16 protein-coding genes are annotated in these 18,316 nt (G+C 45.1%); 5 read left to right on the forward strand and 11 right to left on the reverse strand.

Features of this window, described 5'->3' with window-relative positions; genetic code table 11:
- Positions 1-36: 36 nt before the first annotated feature.
- From DB847_RS14445 to DB847_RS14485, 9 genes are all read right to left on the reverse strand, one after another.
- Entirely contained in the window at positions 37-1,839 is a 1,803-nt protein-coding gene (locus DB847_RS14445) for a DEAD/DEAH box helicase (RefSeq protein ID WP_199911576.1), read from the reverse strand.
- Positions 1,839-4,637, reverse strand: coding sequence for a DNA methyltransferase (locus DB847_RS14450; RefSeq protein WP_108651332.1), 2,799 nt, complete (start codon positions 4,635-4,637; stop codon positions 1,839-1,841). Before DB847_RS14450 ends, DB847_RS14445 begins: the two co-directional genes overlap by 1 nt.
- Positions 4,638-4,699: 62 nt before the next feature.
- On the reverse strand, positions 4,700-8,425 hold the full coding sequence (locus tag DB847_RS14455) for a DUF6079 family protein (RefSeq protein ID WP_108651333.1): 3,726 nt from the start codon (positions 8,423-8,425) through the stop codon (positions 4,700-4,702).
- Positions 8,422-8,931 carry a BREX-3 system P-loop-containing protein BrxF gene (gene brxF / locus DB847_RS14460; protein WP_108651334.1) on the reverse strand — a complete coding sequence of 170 codons (510 nt, stop codon included), beginning with the start codon at positions 8,929-8,931 and terminating at the stop codon, positions 8,422-8,424. Before brxF ends, DB847_RS14455 begins: the two co-directional genes overlap by 4 nt.
- A gap of 2 nt (positions 8,932-8,933) precedes the next feature.
- Positions 8,934-9,839 (reverse strand): WYL domain-containing protein, encoded by a 906-nt coding sequence (locus DB847_RS14465; protein ID WP_108652984.1) that lies wholly within the window; start codon positions 9,837-9,839, stop codon positions 8,934-8,936.
- A gap of 187 nt (positions 9,840-10,026) precedes the next feature.
- The gene (locus DB847_RS14470; RefSeq protein ID WP_108651335.1) at positions 10,027-10,548 is read right to left on the reverse strand and encodes a DUF4236 domain-containing protein; all 522 of its coding nucleotides are present in this window, start codon (positions 10,546-10,548) and stop codon (positions 10,027-10,029) included.
- Between the two features lie 93 nt (positions 10,549-10,641).
- Positions 10,642-11,052 (reverse strand): OB-fold protein, encoded by a 411-nt coding sequence (locus DB847_RS14475; RefSeq protein ID WP_108651336.1) that lies wholly within the window; start codon positions 11,050-11,052, stop codon positions 10,642-10,644.
- A gap of 36 nt (positions 11,053-11,088) precedes the next feature.
- Entirely contained in the window at positions 11,089-11,508 is a 420-nt protein-coding gene (locus tag DB847_RS14480) for a hypothetical protein (RefSeq protein WP_159084640.1), read from the reverse strand.
- Between the two features lie 129 nt (positions 11,509-11,637).
- Positions 11,638-12,261 carry a hypothetical protein gene (locus DB847_RS14485; protein WP_108651338.1) on the reverse strand — a complete coding sequence of 208 codons (624 nt, stop codon included), beginning with the start codon at positions 12,259-12,261 and terminating at the stop codon, positions 11,638-11,640.
- 358 nt (positions 12,262-12,619) lie between these two features.
- Between DB847_RS14485 and DB847_RS14490 the strand changes: the two genes are divergently transcribed.
- A complete protein-coding gene (locus DB847_RS14490) occupies positions 12,620-12,895 on the forward strand; it encodes a type II toxin-antitoxin system TacA family antitoxin (protein ID WP_108651339.1) in 276 nt (91 codons plus the stop codon).
- 11 nt (positions 12,896-12,906) lie between these two features.
- On the forward strand, positions 12,907-13,386 hold the full coding sequence (locus DB847_RS14495; protein ID WP_456073082.1) for a GNAT family N-acetyltransferase: 480 nt from the start codon (positions 12,907-12,909) through the stop codon (positions 13,384-13,386).
- Between the two features lie 3 nt (positions 13,387-13,389).
- Here the strand turns inward: DB847_RS14495 and DB847_RS14500 are convergent, their stop codons facing one another.
- Positions 13,390-13,995 (reverse strand): tyrosine-type recombinase/integrase, encoded by a 606-nt coding sequence (locus DB847_RS14500; protein ID WP_108651340.1) that lies wholly within the window; start codon positions 13,993-13,995, stop codon positions 13,390-13,392.
- Between the two features lie 508 nt (positions 13,996-14,503).
- On the opposite strand from DB847_RS14500, the gene DB847_RS25680 reads away from it, so the two are divergent.
- Genes DB847_RS25680 through DB847_RS14510 form a run of 3 tightly spaced genes read left to right on the forward strand, consistent with a single transcriptional unit; the run spans position 14,504 to position 16,139 of the window.
- Positions 14,504-15,106, forward strand: coding sequence for a hypothetical protein (locus DB847_RS25680; RefSeq protein WP_234418409.1), 603 nt, complete (start codon positions 14,504-14,506; stop codon positions 15,104-15,106).
- On the forward strand, positions 15,022-15,834 hold the full coding sequence (locus DB847_RS25685) for a type II toxin-antitoxin system HipA family toxin (protein WP_234418410.1): 813 nt from the start codon (positions 15,022-15,024) through the stop codon (positions 15,832-15,834). The genes DB847_RS25680 and DB847_RS25685 overlap by 85 nt, the downstream gene beginning before the upstream one ends.
- The gene (locus DB847_RS14510) at positions 15,831-16,139 is read left to right on the forward strand and encodes a helix-turn-helix domain-containing protein (protein ID WP_108651341.1); all 309 of its coding nucleotides are present in this window, start codon (positions 15,831-15,833) and stop codon (positions 16,137-16,139) included. The genes DB847_RS25685 and DB847_RS14510 overlap by 4 nt, the downstream gene beginning before the upstream one ends.
- A 554-nt stretch (positions 16,140-16,693) precedes the next feature.
- On the opposite strand, the gene DB847_RS14515 is transcribed toward DB847_RS14510, so the two are convergent.
- Positions 16,694-18,118, reverse strand: a complete 1,425-nt coding sequence (locus DB847_RS14515) for an IS4 family transposase (protein ID WP_108650532.1) — start codon at positions 18,116-18,118, stop codon at positions 16,694-16,696.
- Between the last annotated feature and the right edge of the window lie 198 nt (positions 18,119-18,316).

Genomic DNA, 18,316 nt, shown 5'->3' on the forward strand with positions numbered 1-18,316 from the left:
CCCAGTCTGTGAGACGGGATGTTGAGGTGATCGACATCATATTATTCGGTGATCGCCATCGCGATAATACGCACTATGCTCCACAGAGTCTTCCAATACAAAGTTTAGAGCTCGCACGACATGGGGCTGGCCAATACGATCAACACGTCCAATGCGCTGCTCCATTCTCATTGGGTTCCAAGGCATATCGTAGTTTACAATGACGTGACAAAATTGAAGGTTTAAACCTTCACCACCCGCGTCAGTAGAGATCAAAATTCGCGTATCACCAGCAAACGAAGCCTGTGCTCTTTTCCGCTCATGCATATCCATAGAGCCATTAAGCGTGACAACACTGATCCCCCTATCGGTAAAGAACTTCGTTAGCATCTGTTGGGTTGGCACAAATTCGGTAAAGACCAACATTTTTAGTTCAGGATTTTGTTCTTCTTGTTGAAGTTGATAGAGCCAATCAATCAGTGCTTCTGCTTTAGTATCACTTTCTTTGCCGACACATTCATTGGCAATATTCAACAAACGCTGTACATCAGCTTTCTCGTTTGCCAACGCTTGCTTACTCGTTGCAATCAACTCATCTAATTGCGCTTGGCCATCAAGGTCCGCCCAGTCATCGGCAAAAGCTAGTGGAAGCTCATCTTCAATAACAGTACTCTCGAGTGACTGTAATCGCCTAGACAATGTCATTGCAATTGCTGCACTACTAGAGCTAACAAGGCGCTGCATCAAGATCATCAAAAAGCCAATAGCGTTTTGTTTTTGGGCTTTTGCTTGGTTATAGCCTTCTTTTACATATTCAGTGACTTCTTCGTACAGGTGCCGCTGCAAAGCATGCTTACTCTCCCAGGCTACTGGAACTAGCTCTGTCTTCCTTGGCTTAAATAGAGGTTTACCATTACCATCGATTGAGATTCGCTTTTCAGTTCTTACTACATAAGGCTGAACGCGCTCTTTAGTGACACTTCCAACATCAGGGAATGCTTCTTTATCGAGCAAAGCCATTAACCGATGGAACGCATCACTTTTCCCCTGATGTGGTGTGGCCGACAGCAGCAATAAATAGGGTGACGTTTCGGCCAGGCCTTGCGCTAACTTATAACGTGCAACGAGCTCGGTACTGCCACCTAATCGATGCGCTTCATCAATGACAATTAGATCCCAACCAGCAGACAACAGATCATCGAACCTATGCTTGTTGTACTCATGAACTTGTTTAACCGACCAGCCTTTTCTGCTCTCAATTGGCTTTATGCTATCAACAGGACAAACAACCAAATCATGCCGAAGCCAAACATTGTCGTTTTCATCTATAGGTTTATTCTCCCCAGGGATGAGCAGATGAAATGATTCTCCAAAGTGAGTGCTCATCTCACTCACCCATTGACTTACCAAGCCTTTAGGTGCACACACTAAGATTCGTTTAGCCATACCTCTTAGCTTAAGCTCTCGCATAACCAAGCCAGCCTCGATGGTTTTACCAAGTCCTACTTCATCAGCAAATAGATAGCGCACTTGCTTACGCGACATGGCTTTGTCTAATGCTTTTAACTGGTGAGGCAATGGAATGACATTTGATTCTACAGGAGAAAGCAGAATATCCTCTTTTTGAGCATTCGCAATTTTGGCTGCGATACCAATGTAAGAGAAAAAATGTGGGCTAGGCGATTTATCCATAGAAGTTTTAGACAAATCATCCGAAGAAACTTTTACAACGCTATCTTGTTGTTGGAGCCAAACACGATAAAAGCTCTGGCCCCAAAGGCCAGAGCTTTCTATCACTTTAACATATTGTTGATGGGCTTGACTCCAAGCCCAATCACCGACATTTAAAAGTGTTGTCATTACCAGTCCTCGGTAGAGGTTAGCGTTAATGCATTATCATAGAACATCAACAGCTTCTCATCTTCCTGAAGAACCGCTGGTGGAATTTTCGCTGAGATATCCAAAATGGTTTGGAAGTCCTGAGCTTCCCACGCTGTATTAAAACCAGCTCGCAATGCTTCAGCTCTAGGTTGCTTTATTTTCTTCTTCGCTTCCTTGTAAGTTTCAAACTCTTTAAGTAGCGCTCGGAGACGAATTTTCTCTAAATCCGCTGCTTTGTTTGGATCTGGCACATACCAACGATCTTTAGCCTTCTCAACAAGCTTCGAATCACTCTTATCTAAACCACGCATATCTTTGAAGTTGGTAGATAGGTAGGTATGAATCTGAGATGGAACATCATCTTCTCCATCATACTTTAGGAAGTTCTGCTCAAGCAGGGTCGAAAGCTCAAGCTCTAACTCATTTTTCTTCCAGCCAGAGAGTTCATTCAAGAATAACGGATGTATCTCTGAATAGGTTTTAGGCTTATCCTTTAGCTCTTGTCGCATCCATTCAATAGCAGAAGATTCATCATCAACGAAAATTGATATTTGTTGTACACGACTAACCACAGCTCGTTTACGATCATAATCGGCAACTTGCTCTGCCGTAAAGTACATTCCATCTCTCTCGTAAAACTTTTGAGCAAGCCCAGTCTGAAAATCCAAACTTGAAATAGGAACTTCATGGCCGCGTTGAATATAAAATGTGACCACTTGGTCAAATAGTATTCTAGGATCTCTTTCGGGTACAAAAACAATTTCATTATCTTTTACTCTTGCCGCGGGTAAGAAGCGCAGATGGTTACCAATAAACTCCCAGACAGATACATTTTCAACATGTTTCGATGCTTTATCATGAGCAAACCCTTCCAAAGGTTTATAAGCCGTAATAACCAAGTCTTGTTTAACAGCGGTGGGACTAGTCATTGCTTTATGACTACCTTTCTTCTTGTCCAAAGCTGATACACTAGAAACCACAAAACCTGCCTCGGTTAAAGCAGATTGTATACTATTCCAAACAGCAGCTTTTGTATTAGAAAACTCTACTGTCAACCAGCGGCCAGGTTTCAACACTCTATAGGCATTCGCGAAGGCTGCTTTCATTAAAACACGATAATCATCAAGCTGTTTTTTTTGGGTTTCATTGACTATTGCTTCATCAATGGTGTTGGTTTTTACTTTAAGCCAACCTTCCCATAGTGCATTGACTTCCGAATAATTAATATTTGCTCCAAACGGTGGATCATAAAACATATAATCAATAGAGTTGTCAGGTATTGCTAATCTAGCTGCTGAGCCTGTAGTGACGACCGATGGTTTTGAAACTAACAAACTCTTTCTTAGCCTAGCTCTTAGCTTAATTCTGCTAATAACATTTACCTCCAAAGAGATTGAAGGCATATATAGCGTGCGCTCTAACGGCTTATCTACTGTCCCTCCTTTTTTGGAAAAGTGATTACCTACATGCAGCCTACATAATCGATTTAAATATTGATGAGCAGAAGTAAATACAAACTTTAACTTGTTCTTTTGAGGAGAATTATTAGAAAATTCAAGCCAACGCGAAAGCGCGTAAAGGTTTCTTTTTGTATAAAAGTGATGTATGTGAGACATCCCATGAGAGTTTTTGGGTTGCCTAGTGTTAACACCATCCTGTAGTTCATCAGTTGGAACGGGATACAAAGGCTCTAGCTTGAAAGACTTATCAATAACCTCTAAATCATTAGTATCCGGTATCTTAGTAAATCTTTTATTACCCACAGAATAATTGATTAAAACAGGTTTTTGTTTGGCGGTCTTTATGACGGCACCTTGCAGCTCATCAAATACTTGCTCATAAACTCTAACCATGTTTTTCTTATTAAGAACTGAATGACACTTAGGACAATTAAAGTCATTTTTGACTTTACCCTTAGTATGGTCTAGAGCATTATCCCAGAAAAACACTTCTTCTGAACACTCAGGACACTCAAAGACATCAGACCATATGGTATAGTTTATTACTCCATCTGAGCCATCATCGTGCTTAGTTTTATACATCCACGATAGTTCATGTTCTAGCTCTCCTAATATATTTTCTACCTCTAATTCATACGAATCAGCTTCAAGTGGAGAGTTATAGTTCGACGCGATAAACGTAGCTGCTGGCGATAAATCATTTACAATTACATTTCTTTGTCCAAGCTTTGAAATTTTGCTAGTTGGATTTTTATACTCATCGACTTTGTATATATCACCGCTCTCATCGACAAAGTAACCTAGAGACTCTACAGCTGACCTGTCTCCACATAAATTAGCAGCAACTCCCGTCATACCAGTACCGCAAAACCCGTCTAACACGCTATCACCAGGTTCAGTATAATGAAGTATGTATCTCATTACAGCCTTGTGAGGAACCTTGGTGTGATACGAGTGAGCATTATAAATAGGGTCATTCTTCCCTTCACTTACATCCGCTGTATAAGGCTCTCGATGATATAGATATACTGCATCACTAGTCACTTTCTGTGATTCCCAGTGTTTCACAAAGTCACTCAGCCAAGGGTTGGGACAAGCTGTGTAGTATGGCGGATCAGAAAGCTCTAAAATGGCTTCATCCGTACCAATAGGAAAGCCTTCAAGTGCTCTAAATTCTGGATCTTTTAGTTTTTTACGCAGTAGGTCTGTATAATGAGCTCTGCGAGCTTCGTCACTCTCAAAAGTCATCCCTAGACACTCTACTGGCCCAGATGGCTTTTTATCGCTTTCAATATCAAACAGGTTTTCTTGATTCATTGTTTACTCTCGATAGAAGCCAGTAATTTGCACTGGCTTCTAGTAATCAGGTTAGAATAGGATTAATCAACAATAATTCGCACTTTGCTGCTATCTTTGCCTTTGCAATGAGTATTGAGCAGTTCTTCAAAGCGAGCTTTAACATCATCCAATGTTTGCGGCGTTCCTTTACCTAAACTTGCAACTAGATCCATTGTTGAGATTTTCACTTCTTCTAAGCCAGAAAGGGCCTCGTTTACACCTGCAATAAACTCTTTACTCACCGGAGTGGTAAAACTTCCGGAACTAATGAAAACATTGATTTCACCGCGTTGGACTTCTGACAATAGATCCAGTTGCAAGAACGGATCGGCTAGCGTCGATTTTAAGCTTTGGGTCCACTCAGACAACATCTCGGTTAACTGGTTATCTAACTGAGCTAAACGCACACTTGCTGAAGCTTTACTTCCCTCACTGCGCGGTGAGAAGTTAACTGGGTTTGGCGTCAACTCAATTGTTTTAGGGTCAATCGACTCAGCAACTTGCAAAGAGGCCCAATCTGACCTCCACTGCTTAACCTGCTCTGCAGGAAGTAATGAGATACCAGACAATGCTTCTAACGTTTGCAGACGTTCATCGCCGATCAGTGCCGCTTTCTCTTTATCCTGCTCCATTGTTAAACGAGCCGATTGGTACAAAGCAACATAGCGCTGAGTATACGCTTTTTTAAGCTGTTGCAGATTTGCTAGCTGCGCTTGCTTAAAGCTTGACTCTAAGCGTGTAGTTTTATCTTCAATACCATTTCTAAGTGCTAGCGCTGCATCTCGCACATCAGATTGCCACTCATCATTCTCATCAAGAATGAGCTGAGCTTCTTTAAGATATTGAGCGTATTCAGCGAAGCTACCCACCACTTCCGAAAGTTGTTTAAAGCTCTTCCACTCTTTCAAAGTTTCTGCGTGCTCTACAATTGACTCCGCCGATTCTTTGAAGTTCTTGAGTTTACCTGGCGTATTGAAACGCTGCAGAGACTCTAAGAAATTTTTTGATTTGTCCAAACGCTCAGTTAACAAAGTCGCTTCATTTTCAGAAAGAACATGATTCCCCCACAGCATCAGTCGTTGCTTAACCAACTGTTGATCGTGCACTAGTGATTTAACTAACTTTTCAATCTCTTGCCCCATCGTACGGACAACATTTTCATCACCTTGCTGAATAGACGTAGCTAAACCTTCATTCATCCCAAGTAATTCAAGTACTGCTTTAATAGCAGTGACATTAAAGTCCTTTGGCGCTTGAATATGTTTGAAGTCAATCAATGTGGCAAAATCAATACCTTTCAGAGCATCCATATCACTTGCAGTGATCACTTTACCAACAACTGATAGTTCTAACTCCCCAGCGTGCACTAGCGTGGCCAAAATCACAAGCAGCCACTCTGGTTCTAATCGATAAGTACCTGGCTTGAAGTATAGGCGCGCATGTACAGCTTCCAGCAACTCACTCTGGTTAACGACTTGCCCATGGCCTTTTGCTGCTAACACTTCAAGTACTGCTTGTGCATAACGAGAGTTACTTGGTTTTAGCTTGTCGCCATCAAGAAGTTCAAGCGCATCGAGTACTGCAGTAGCACGTTTAGTTGCAGCGCCTCCAGCCAGCTTACTCAACACATCTCTACTTGCTCCTACGATAGTATCTTCTGTGATTCTCTGTGAGAACTTTGGATACTCTGGTGCTAAAGATTGAAAGTAATCTTCTAGAATAAAACTAGCTATCGCCTCAAAGATGTCTTTCACGCTACCATGATCACTGTCTGCAATACCCGTGATGTCACGTACAGTCGCTCCCCTCAGCCAATCCATTATTGGCTTAGACTTTCCGTTGTATTGAACTTCAAATGCATCTTTAATATTGGCTCGAATCCATCTAATCATCTCACCAAGGTAGCCATCAGCTTTGAGCTTGTAAGTTTGCTGTGCACTACCAGTAGCAAGAGCACGCAAAGCAACAGATGCCGCATAATTCTTTAAAGACTGATTAAACTCTTCAGAGCGGTTCTTAAGGATAAACTGTACTTCATCTTCACGAATGAACTCTTTCTTTTGCTTTGGTGGTTTCTCTGGCTGAATGAAATACATGTAGTAATCTAGCTGAGGCTTCGCTGTTTCACGCTCATTTGGGGAACCCAGGAATAACCAACCAGGACGACTAACGTTTCTATCTAACCACTTCAACTCATGTTGCCACATCGCCGTTTTCGACTGCTGTGAGTCTGTTTGCTCCAAAATTTCCAGCATCGCAGCTCTATACGCTGAATTAATACTATCAGGTGAAAGACCTGTTGCTTTGGCTTCAATATGAGCGTCAAAATCTTCTGTCTTTTTAAGATCCAGGTAAAACTGATCATTCGTTTTATTCTTTGAAAAAAACTGCCCATTTACAGTGCGGCGAACCTTGGTCAATACCGTCACTATATGGTTTTCTAAGTTCTTACTCTTGTCACCGGGCATGACCTCTATGTTTTTTAAATACAAACATAAGGAGTCGCGTAACTCTGCCGCTGTAGCCCCCATTTCAGCATAGATATCACCAACCGCCATTCGGTGAATGGCAAGACCCGCAACCAATCGCTTAGCAAAATCTTTTTCACCCGGTGTTGGATATGCCTGATCAATACGGTCAACAAGAAGCTCACCAGTTTCAATAACTTGACTAACCTCAGGGTTCGTCTTCATGCTTGGCTCACTACTGAGTTCGTTCCAATATGTATCGTAAGAAAAGATCCCAGGGACTTCTTGAGGAACATCTTCTTTCATCAGCTCATTCATCTGACGGGAAAGGCTCTTTAGTACCTGACGGTTTTCAAGCCCTGCCACTCTTACTCGTTCGAATGTATTTATGTAATCAGGATGAACAGGGAACATACGAACGAACTCATCTAAGCGCTCATTCATTTTGTCGTAATAAGGCGTAAATTTTTGCAGATACTCACGAATCCAAGCCTGCTGCTGGGCATTTTTCTTCAACAGACGTTCAGCAACTACATATTTGATATCCTCACGAGCAATCAATACTTGCTCTGCACGGTCACGAATTCGTTTTACTTCTTTAGATAGGAACTCTAGTTGTGTGCTATCAAAGATAGCTTCCTGCACTCCAGCCATAAAGCGGAAACGTGTGCCATCAATTACTTCGCCGATAACTCGAAGAATCGCAATATCTAGTGGTAGTTCTTGCTCATTACGAGAGCGGAAGTAATCAAGCATCTCATCGCAAACCAGCAGCAAGCCATGATCAGGGTATTTTTCATGGAATGAGCTCATCATCTCTTCGAAATAGGGTTTATGGTTTGATGAAATCTCTGTCATCGGAGGGAACTCGTAGTCCACTCCCATAGCTGCTAGCCCATCGGTTAAGTTCTGTGTAACAATGTCAGTCAGTGCCATTTTTGATGCACCAATTTCAAATCGAATAACTTTAAACTTACCCGCAATCTTACCCGCTGCGTTGAGAACGGTCTCATTTGAAATATGACTAGCTAAGTCGGGAAACTCCGCGACGGCTGAAATCACAGACATTAAGTGAGATTTACCCGAACCATAGTTACCAACAATCCAAAGCGCCTTGTTGTCAACTGACTCTTCGTATTGCAGCTGTTCAATAATCACATTACTCAACTTCTGAGACATTTTATCTGAGATCACGTACGACGACACTAAGCCTATAGCCTTGTCATGGTCACTTGAGCTCTTCAGCTGAATGTTAGCTGTTACAGATTCAAATTGAATCAAATCGCCGTACTTTTTCATTTCATAACTCCATTGCAGGCATCAATCACCTGTATATCATTTAAATCTTTTAATAAATAGGATTTGTAATCTGGCTTACCTGGTTTGGAGTAAACCATTGACGTCTGTGTTATGTCACCTGGCCATATTGCTACTAGAAGCTGAGATTTAGATACCATTTTTAAAAGTATCATTGGATCATTTTCTAGAGATGGTTCAAATAGCACATCAAGCTTAGTCATCCATACAGAACAACCACAATCGTTAGCTATTTCAATAACTTCATCCTCAAGCCGTTTAACTCTATCTTTGATGGACTGACTCACCAGTTTTCGTGAAAGCTCTTTTGACAAGTTAACTAAGCTAATCGAGCTGTTTAAGAGCTCTAGTTCAGCTGCGCGTTGTAGTGCCGGTGGGATAGCGACCAATACCAACTTGTAGGATTGATATTCTGCTTCACGACAAGCATTTTGAACACGCTGGATCAATTGATCTTTTAAGCGAAACAATGTTATTGAAGTCTCCACAGCTAACTATCCTTCCGAGGTTTTTTTTCTGTCTGATAACCCGGTGCAATGGCTATATTGCTCACCCCATACAGGGCCTGGGGGTTAGCAAGGGCCAGTTGGTGCTCACTGCCAGATAGTTGATGCCCCTCTGAGCAATCGACACTCCACTGACGCAGCAGGTACCCGGCCAGGGCCGCTCGTACCTCCAGAATTCGTTTGCCATTTTGCATTCCATAATCGAGCTCAATGGCCTGTGGGTTATTGATCCCCGGGTGAGGTATCAACTCCAGATCGACGATTCGATTCCACTGTTTATCGGCATCTCGTAGCTCATGAGGCTGCGAGGTTACTTCTGCGACTTGCGCCGCCAGAAAGCGGGTGCAGACAAAATCACGAAATGCATTACGACTGCGATCAAAGGCGCGCACATGCCAGCGATGTCCATTGTTTACCAACGAGTGAGGTACCAGGGTGCGCTCAGTCTCCCCCGAGGAGAGGGACACATAACGACACTGCACCGCTCGTTTGCTATGGATCGCCCGCATCAGGGTGCCGATGATCGCAGAGCGTGGTTGAATCAGCCGCACCGCATCAAAACAGATGACGCTGTGCTGATTACCGCTGGCCAGACCATCACCAAAACCGTGCATCAGTGTATTAAGCACCATCTCGGGATCGTGCTCAAACAGGGGTTTGAAGTCTTCAGCTCGATGATAGCTCTTGGTCTGATGCACTAGATGCATATTCTCGGGAGCCAGCTCTTTATAAGCTGTCAGATCCCGGGTCGCAGCAGCTAAACCAGTCTGAAAGTGACTGGTTAGCTCCGCTCTTGAGATCTCACCGATAAACTCTAAAGAGAAATCGATAAAGGCCAGCCGCTCACGCTGAGCATGGGTCAACTTAGCAAGCTGCTTTTGACTATCCATGATTACATCATCAGGATGTTTGCTGTTGGTCATCACATAACAGGGAGGCAAGATAAGATCGTTCAAGGATAGTTGAGGCTACACCTTGGTGCAATCATTTTGATTGCCTATCTCACTCTTTATTGATCTCATCCGGTTACCCCATTCTAATGGCCTGATCTCAGGAGTAACCAACTCATCCGCAAGACTATCCCGGCACCTGCTCCGTCCACTGTTGAGTCTGACCGCAGTAGCAACAATGTTGCTGACAGCGGATGAGATTAACTCTCGGGTTGTGCCGATAGCGATGATCCGGTTCACCATCTTTACGATTATGGAGCCAACTGCTACCGACTCTCTCTTTCTGAACCTTGCCAAGACCCAGCCTGCCACAACTACAGCGCCGTTTCGTGCAGTAAATCCGCCCGTAACCAATCACAGCCAGCAGCAGTAACAATATGCCGGGAAGGGCTGCTCCCAGCAGCAAAGCTATGATTCCAAACACCAGAGCATAATGACGCAGTGGCCAGGAGGGAGTCTGTCGATTTGGGCCTGAACTTCCATAGGTTCGATAACTAAAGCCGAACAGAGACAGACTCCCGTAACGCCGGCCCCGGGAGCTAATACCAACTCGAGCACCTTTGACACCAAGACTCAGCCCCAGTCCCGAGCGACTCAGATTGAGGCGAAAAGGCCCGATACGTTTGCTTTTTCGGTATGACCAACCCATAGTGAGATCCGCTGCTTCATTTGAAAATAGTGCTGCTGCATTCTAGCTTGTGTGACTGAAGAGCAAATCGGGCAGTTGCCCGATTTTTCATTGTCAGATGATGATGCAGTGATCAAACATCGGGCTGCCGATCACCATTCCCTTTCCAAGGCACTTGAGAGTCTGGGTGCTGTGCTTGCGAATCCCCGCTGCCGCAGAGCGTTGGCTGACATCCAGGGTGCAATGGACTGACTCAAACATATTTTGAGTCTGGAAGCTAATATTGGCATTTCCGGTAAAATCTTTGCTGATCTCACCAACCCGACCGGTGATCTCAACAACTCTGCCTTTGTATTGCTGATCTGCGGCCACCTCATTGTTATGGTAGTCACTCCAGATTTGTGCCGCAGAGCGAGCTGTATCTGGCTGCATATGAGCAATATCCTGCTGGTCGTTACAGGCACTCAAAGATAAAGCTGCAAGCGTGGCCAGCAATAGGGTGATAGATAAACGAACTTTTTTCATACAACGTATCCTGAAAATTTGGGTAATGACTGGTGATTAATCCTGTGAAGGGCTTGCTGAATCAGTATCAACAACCCGGGTTTCCCGAATGATGATCTCAGTAGGCTGCTTTGCATCCATACAACCAAAGATCAGCACCAGAATATTCATCACGGTTGGCACCAGCGGGATAAATCCCAGCAAAATATCGAACAGAGCACCGATGATCGGTAGAACGATGAGCCAGCTTCGATCATTAGCTTTACCCCGGCTATGGGTAGCAAAGATCATGATGGCGTACAGGACTATCAGCCAGATGGTGATCCCGCCCACGTTGGGCCCATCCTGAAATCCGGTATCGGCCGAGAGACCGAAGGCAACCCAGCGCACCACGTAGGTGAACAGCATGGGAATGATATACAGCAGAATAAAGGGCAGAATCTTCATGCCGCTACGCGTGCTTGTTTGATTACTCATTTCTATACCTAATTTGTTTGTCGGTTACAGACTCTGCTGGCAGAGTCGCTGGCACCACAGCAAACCGTGGTGATATACCCGCTGCCATCGGCAGCGCCACATAAGAGCTAAATTCCTTACCAGCCAGGGCTAGTGCTCATAGTTTTCTTTAACGGGAGTGTTATCTCTCCAGTCAAAATAAACAGCTTCCCCACGCTTGCCGAGGCGAACAGAGATCGACCAAACAGTACTGGCTTCGATCCCCCTGCCCGCAAAGGAATTGCGAAGACTTCTTCGAAACTGCGGACAGCTAATCAGTGCTTCAAAATCCCGGTTGTAGGGAGTCGCATCCACTTTGATGGCTTGTTTCGCCTTTTGCCGTCGTTCCGAGTCCAGAAAAAATGCTGTCACGATGAAAACCGCTGAGCGGGTTTTCTCGACCTCTTCATAACTTTCATAGCGCTGAGGAGGATTCAGAGCCGCCTCTTTGGCAGCAATAAACTGATGATCCTTAATCGACCAGCACAGATTGCGGTAATACTCCGGAGGCAAGATGGTCACTATACTTCCGGTATGGATATCCTGAATCGCGACATAGTAGCTGCCATCTTGCACGCTATAGAACAGACGATGCTCCCGGTTAAATCCCGGCTCCTCACCCACTTTCACAAAGACTTGGCAATCCAGGAGCTTGGCACACTCATGGCACGTCAGCGTTGAACGCTGATCAAGCCTTAGTTGTGCGTGCTGTGAAAAATGAGAGAAACGATTCATCTGTATAACCTCACTCGCAAAGTTATCTGTGCCATCAAAAAAGGCAGGAAGCTTACCGGCTATATACGGCTTGCATCCTGCCCTGTTGATCCCTGTTCGATACAGTCATTGACTCATCGATGCGCACAATATAACCATACTGATTCGCACATGCAATCATAATGATTACTCTTGTATGTGTTTTTTAAAAATCCATTGATAAAGATCAATTTTCAACCAATCGCGAACTCCAAATGGCTACCTAAATACGCATTAGTGAAAAACAGGGTATAAATATGTGCCAAACTGACACGCATTGATCAGTAATGAATATACGACTATACTTTATGTGCCAGATTGACACATATAGGAGGTTTATATGGCAAATATTCGGCCTCGCATTACGGCGCGAGTAGACGTTCAGACTCAGGAACTGCTTATCAGAGCATCAGCTCTTGCCGGGATGAGTAATGTAAACTCTTTTGTACTCAATGCAGCGGTTGAGAAAGCAAAGAAAATTGTTGAGCAAGAGCAGATGTTGCAGCTTTCAGAGCAAGATGCGCTGCTGCTCGCTAAAGCTCTGGATACGCCAGCCCGCCCTAACTCCAGGTTACAACAGGCAGCACAACGATATCAGGAGAGCAAAGACTCGTGATATCTGTACCTTTGGACAAATCAAAACATGATCGGCGGCGCTTTGACTGTGGCGTCCCTGCATTAAATAGCTACCTGCGGGTGATGGCCAGCCAGCAAGCGGTGAAAGACAATAGCAGAACCTTTGTAATTGAAGATCCTCAAAGAGAGGAGTGGATCATTGGTTACTATTCATTAACCATGATCCCTGTCGACCTGGGCGTTCTTCCGGAAAAATTACAAAAAAAGCATCAGAGTGCCCGCTCAGGAGGGCTCATCGCCCGGCTGGCCGTCGATCGTCGCTACACCGGTAATGGTTATGGTGAGTGGCTACTCATCGACAGTCTGCATAAGTTGCTTCAGGCAAGCGAATCAGTTGGCTTTCCTGTGGTCGTTGTCGATGCGAAAGAGGGCGCTGCAGATTTTTACAGAAAGTTTGGCTTCCAATCCTTTGCGGATACCCCCAACAAACTGTTTATGACCATTGCCGATATCCGAGCCAGCCTAGGCTGATATCTAAATATCTATGCTCTCCGAGAGATCGAGGGCGTCATCCAAATCGATCCCCAGATAGCGAACCGTGCTGTCGAGCTTCTGATGCCCCAGCAGCAATTGCACCGCCCTGAGATTTTTGGTTTCCCGATAGATCAGAGTCGCCTTGGTGCGTCGCAGTGAATGCCCGCCATAATCGCAGGGATCGAGACCAACCTTTGCTACCCAGTATTGGAGACGCCGCGAATATTGCTTAGGAGTCAGGTGACCTGAGCTGGAGTACTTACTGGGAAAAATATAGGGGCTCAGCTGTGGATCTATACTACTCAACCAGAGGGCTATGGCGACCCGAGTTGGCTTGGTCAACTCAAAGCGAACTGCTCGGTGAGTTTTGCTCTGCACTACGGTCGCCCGATTGAGGATCTTGCCCGCATGGACGATATCACTGACTTTCAGTGCAACCAGATCGCAGCCCCTGAGCTTGCTGTCGAGCCCGAGGTTAAACAGTGCCAGATCCCGTGTTTCTCCCTCAGTTTCGAGAAAATGGCGAATAGCCCAGATATCTTTGCGGGAAAAGGGCCGTTTTTGCCCGATGATTTTTCCTTTATTCCAGGGATATTTTTGCTGCAGTCATCGTTATCCATAATCTGCACTCCCATACTTCAAAATTAAAATATGGCTGCAGAGATGCTCAGATCGCAAATCTTGCTGTCCTGCTCAGGAATTAACCACAATGTCCTTGGGTTATTTTACTGTCCGCTTTGGGAGACCTTCGGACATTCCAAGAAATCAACTTTGGATTATTTGAGTTTGTATTCCAAGATTCGCTACGGCAACATTGCGGTGTCAGGTGCGGATGATGATTGACACCAGCACCCATCACGGGTCAGATCGCCGATTTGTGACAAAAGCCTACTATAGAAAAAGCACTAGCTAAATATGCAGGGATCTAGCTGTGGAGCTGGTTGCAGGTTTGGCTCGGCCATGTCCCAGGTTTCTGGTTACACCACCATAACCGAATACGCACGTGTAAATTATTACACGTTAACTGCTTGAACCAAGGTCCTCTGCGTAAATATTTACACGGATTTTAAGTTGTGAGACTATACTGCGTATATATTTACACACTAAGGTTCCGATGGCTCTTACAATCCAGACATACATCGCAGGCGAGTGGCTCGATACTGCATCTCTACAGATAGATGACCCAGGAGCGGGAAGGGCCGGTGAGATCAAAATGGCATACCTAAAATCGTATGCGCTTAAGTTTTATGGTGAGTATGGCTATGAGGCTGTTAGCTTAAACCGCCCCGTTGAGTTAATGGTCACCTACTCGAAGTCCCATTGGTTCGCCTTTCTTGATGACATAATGCCATCAGGAGCAGCGCGTAAATATTGGATTTCTCACCTTGGTTTATCTGGCCTCACTTCAGATCAACAGGATTTTGCACTACTAGAGAAAGGAACCATCGCGCCTGTTGGTAACCTCCGGATCAAAGAATCACTACCCATGCTCCCAGAGGGCAGTACGCTCACAACAAGGCGATTCCCAGAACTAGATGTGATTGAGCGAGACTCCCACTTCCTAGAATATGCTCAGTCTATGGGGGCTATAAGTGGTGGTGCCACAGGAGCAGGGGGGAAGCCCCAAAACTTTTGCTGCGAAGAAATGATGCTGGTAAGGTCTGGATCGATACATTCCAAGATGAGCCAACAAATACTGATACCCACTATCTCGTGAAATTTCCGCGAGGGAATCGCACAGCTATTGACCAGGATATACTTCGAGCCGAGTACCACTACTATCACGCGCTAGCAGATCTTGGAGTGAGTACCATTGACACAGAAAAGATGATGCTCAAAGAGGGGGATAGATACCCGTCTCTATGGCTACCTCGGTTTGATGTGGATTTTGAGGACGGAGAGGTTGTTAGATACGGGTTAGAGTCCGTTTACTCTATTCTTGAAAAAGAGCCGGGAGCTCCCATAAATCATTTTGATGCCATCCGGAATCTATGCGGGATCTTTGGTCAGTTGGAGGGTACACCATTTAGCTCTCAGGAATTTGTGAATGAGTGGGTATACCGGGATTTCCTAAGCGTGGTTTTCGGTAACTCTGATAACCATGGACGCAACACTGCGTTTATCAAAAAACCAGGGGTCATCGAATTATCACCTATTTACGACTTTGCGCCTATGAGAGCAGACCCAGAAGGAGTGATCAGGATCACAACCTGGGGGTCACCATTTGAAGAAGGTGGGAATTTTGATTGGATCGGGATCGCAAATGGGTTGCAGGATGTAGCCGACCCCGAATTGATTATCTCCAAGTTGAAAGAGATGGCCAACATGCTCTCTGGATTAAAAGAAAACTTGAGGGCCCGTGGTGTCCCAGAAAGCATACTAAATATGCCAATAATGCGATTTGACACCCTGGATAAAAGGCTTGCTGAGTGGGGGTTAATATGAAAGAGCTATCACCATCAGAAAGAGAGCACCTGCTTAAGCGCGTTGCAAGAAGTATCTTCACTGGAGAAATAACTAATGGCCAAGCGTTACAAAAATTACGCAAAGAAATTCTTCAGATGTCTCAAGAGGAATACTGCAAATTTGCTGGCGTTAGCCGAAAGACACTTTCCGATATTGAACTCGACAAAGGGAAGCCCACAGTTAGTATCTTGAACCGTGTTTTTAAACCATTAGGATTTGAGTGTAGTCTAAGACCGCGTAGTGGTTCATTAGCTGAAGATATGTTTAATACTCGGTATGATTGATTCAATCGAGCTGGAGAAAATGAATGCTGTTTAAAATTCCATGGGGCTTACATTGTTCCACAATACTAAGCTTATCAAAAAAGGTTCTATTGATAAGAGAGCCATCATTCCCTGTTCCCATAAATCTCATACCTGTTTAGATGGCTATTAACCGGTAACCGCAAAAACCTTTCATTGTCTCAGTGTCGACTACCTCTCTTAAGTGAGGTCAACAAGACAGGAGATAATGCCTGATTTGGGCAGGGCAAACGCATGAGTGATCATATTGTTACATAACTCCATATTATTGCTTGATAGATACGAACCGGAAGTGGTTGCATTGTTTGTTTATCACTCAAGAAAATCTGAGCGGTAACCGACCTGCGAATACCATTTGTATCAACCATGTAAACTGGCAACTATTCGCGTAACTTTTTATCAACTCATCCGGTCGCCTTGGTTTGATGGGTTCCTATCGATACTACAGAAACTATGCAGTATTCAATTGATCGCCGTTCGTTAACTCGATGACATAGTCGTCACCAATTACCTCAGGGATAAGAGCTGTCTCTTGATCAGATCTCCAAGCCTGAAGTCATAGCCTCTCTGGCAACCATAAATCCTCGAAGATAATCCTGAAGTCGATTCCAACCTTCCCAGAGAGTATCCCAGCCTGCGATCCCGCTTCGTTTGGTATCATTGAACCCTCCCAGCTTTGCAATCTCCTGGTAAGCCCACTCCAAACTCGGTTCGAACGTTTGCTTCTTATTGCGCAGCAAGATCAAGAGCTTAATCTCTTCTCCGGTAAGCACTCGTGACGCACTTATCTGACTGACCTCCTTCGCCTCTTTAATCAGGCCCAGCTTCTTCAGGCTGAGTGGCAAGGTAAAACTCTCCCGCAACTGCATCAGCCGAACCGCTGAAAAGCCAAGTATCGACGCCATTCGCTCCAGATTGTCTACCGACCCCATTCTTAGCTCTTCTACACCTGCACCGGATTTCCAGGCTTTGTGGAAATCCTCCACTCGCCATCTGGCCGTGTAGCTCTGGATAACTTTCAGGGCCTCTTCCAGAGTTGAAACTGGCTCGCTGGTCAGCAGAAGCCAGCGGATCGGCTCTGCACCATTAGGCTGACCCAGCTCTTCAGCCAGTACTGCGTTGAGGGTGAGAGTTCTGCCCCCCTGAGTGAGGGTCAATGAGCTGCTAAAGACTTGTAGCCTCGCCTTGCGAGTCGGCCGATTCTTCCGTTTCCCATGCTTATCTACCATCCCTTTTTGAGGGATATGAAGCTCATATCCGCCCAGGGAAGCTTGGGAGCGCAGATGTTCATCTAAAGGGAGTCCGGACTCTTCCACTTTGCGCATATGCTTTGCCCGCACGATAAATCTTTCTTGGTGCTCCTTCTTATCCTTGAGATAGTCAAAGATATCTGCTTCTCGATCACAAACGGTGATCACCCGGGACATCAGCGCTCCCATCCTGTGTCGGCAAAGGGCTGACGCATCGGGCCACTTACCACTCTCTTTCTCGTCTGCATCCTCAGGGTTATCCGGCCGCAACCACCACTCCTGATGAACCAACCCTATCGTTTGCTGCGTTCGGGCATTGAGTAGTAACTGGGAATGCACCCAGAATCCTCTTGATTTATCCTCCTTCTTTCCTAATTTCCCCAGCTTCGAAGCGGCTTGGTGCTTGTAACTTAATGAAGAGGTGTCCTCCAGAGCCAGGAGTTCGGGAATATCCTGGGCTATCTCAACTGTCCTTTCAAAACCAGCCTGACGTATTTTCATTGGTTCGACCTTTGGATTACGGATAAAGCGATAGCTGCCTTCAAGCAGGGCATCGTCACCCTCACAGGAAGCGGCCAAAGATTTCCCCACATGTCTACCACAATGGCTGGCGAGTGTGACTAACCGGGCTGTACGCCGCACGTCTCCAAGCTGTGCCGAACCAAAGATGTGCTGGGCCCAGCGTTGGGGATCATGGGGAGAAATCTGCATCGTATGAGTACCTTGAAACGGGATTATACGATGATCAGATCACTCTATGCTCAGAAAGTTCCCCTGCTCTTGAGATGTGTAGAAGAGACAGGATCTGAGCTTTCTAGAAAGAACGTGTGTAGTGCACCTTTTAACCTTCGATTAGGAACATATACTAGACTTTCAAAGCACACATCAGATCATTTAGTCAATCTATTT

This window comes from Dongshaea marina (genome assembly GCF_003072645.1).
Lineage (GTDB): Bacteria > Pseudomonadota > Gammaproteobacteria > Enterobacterales > Aeromonadaceae > Dongshaea > Dongshaea marina.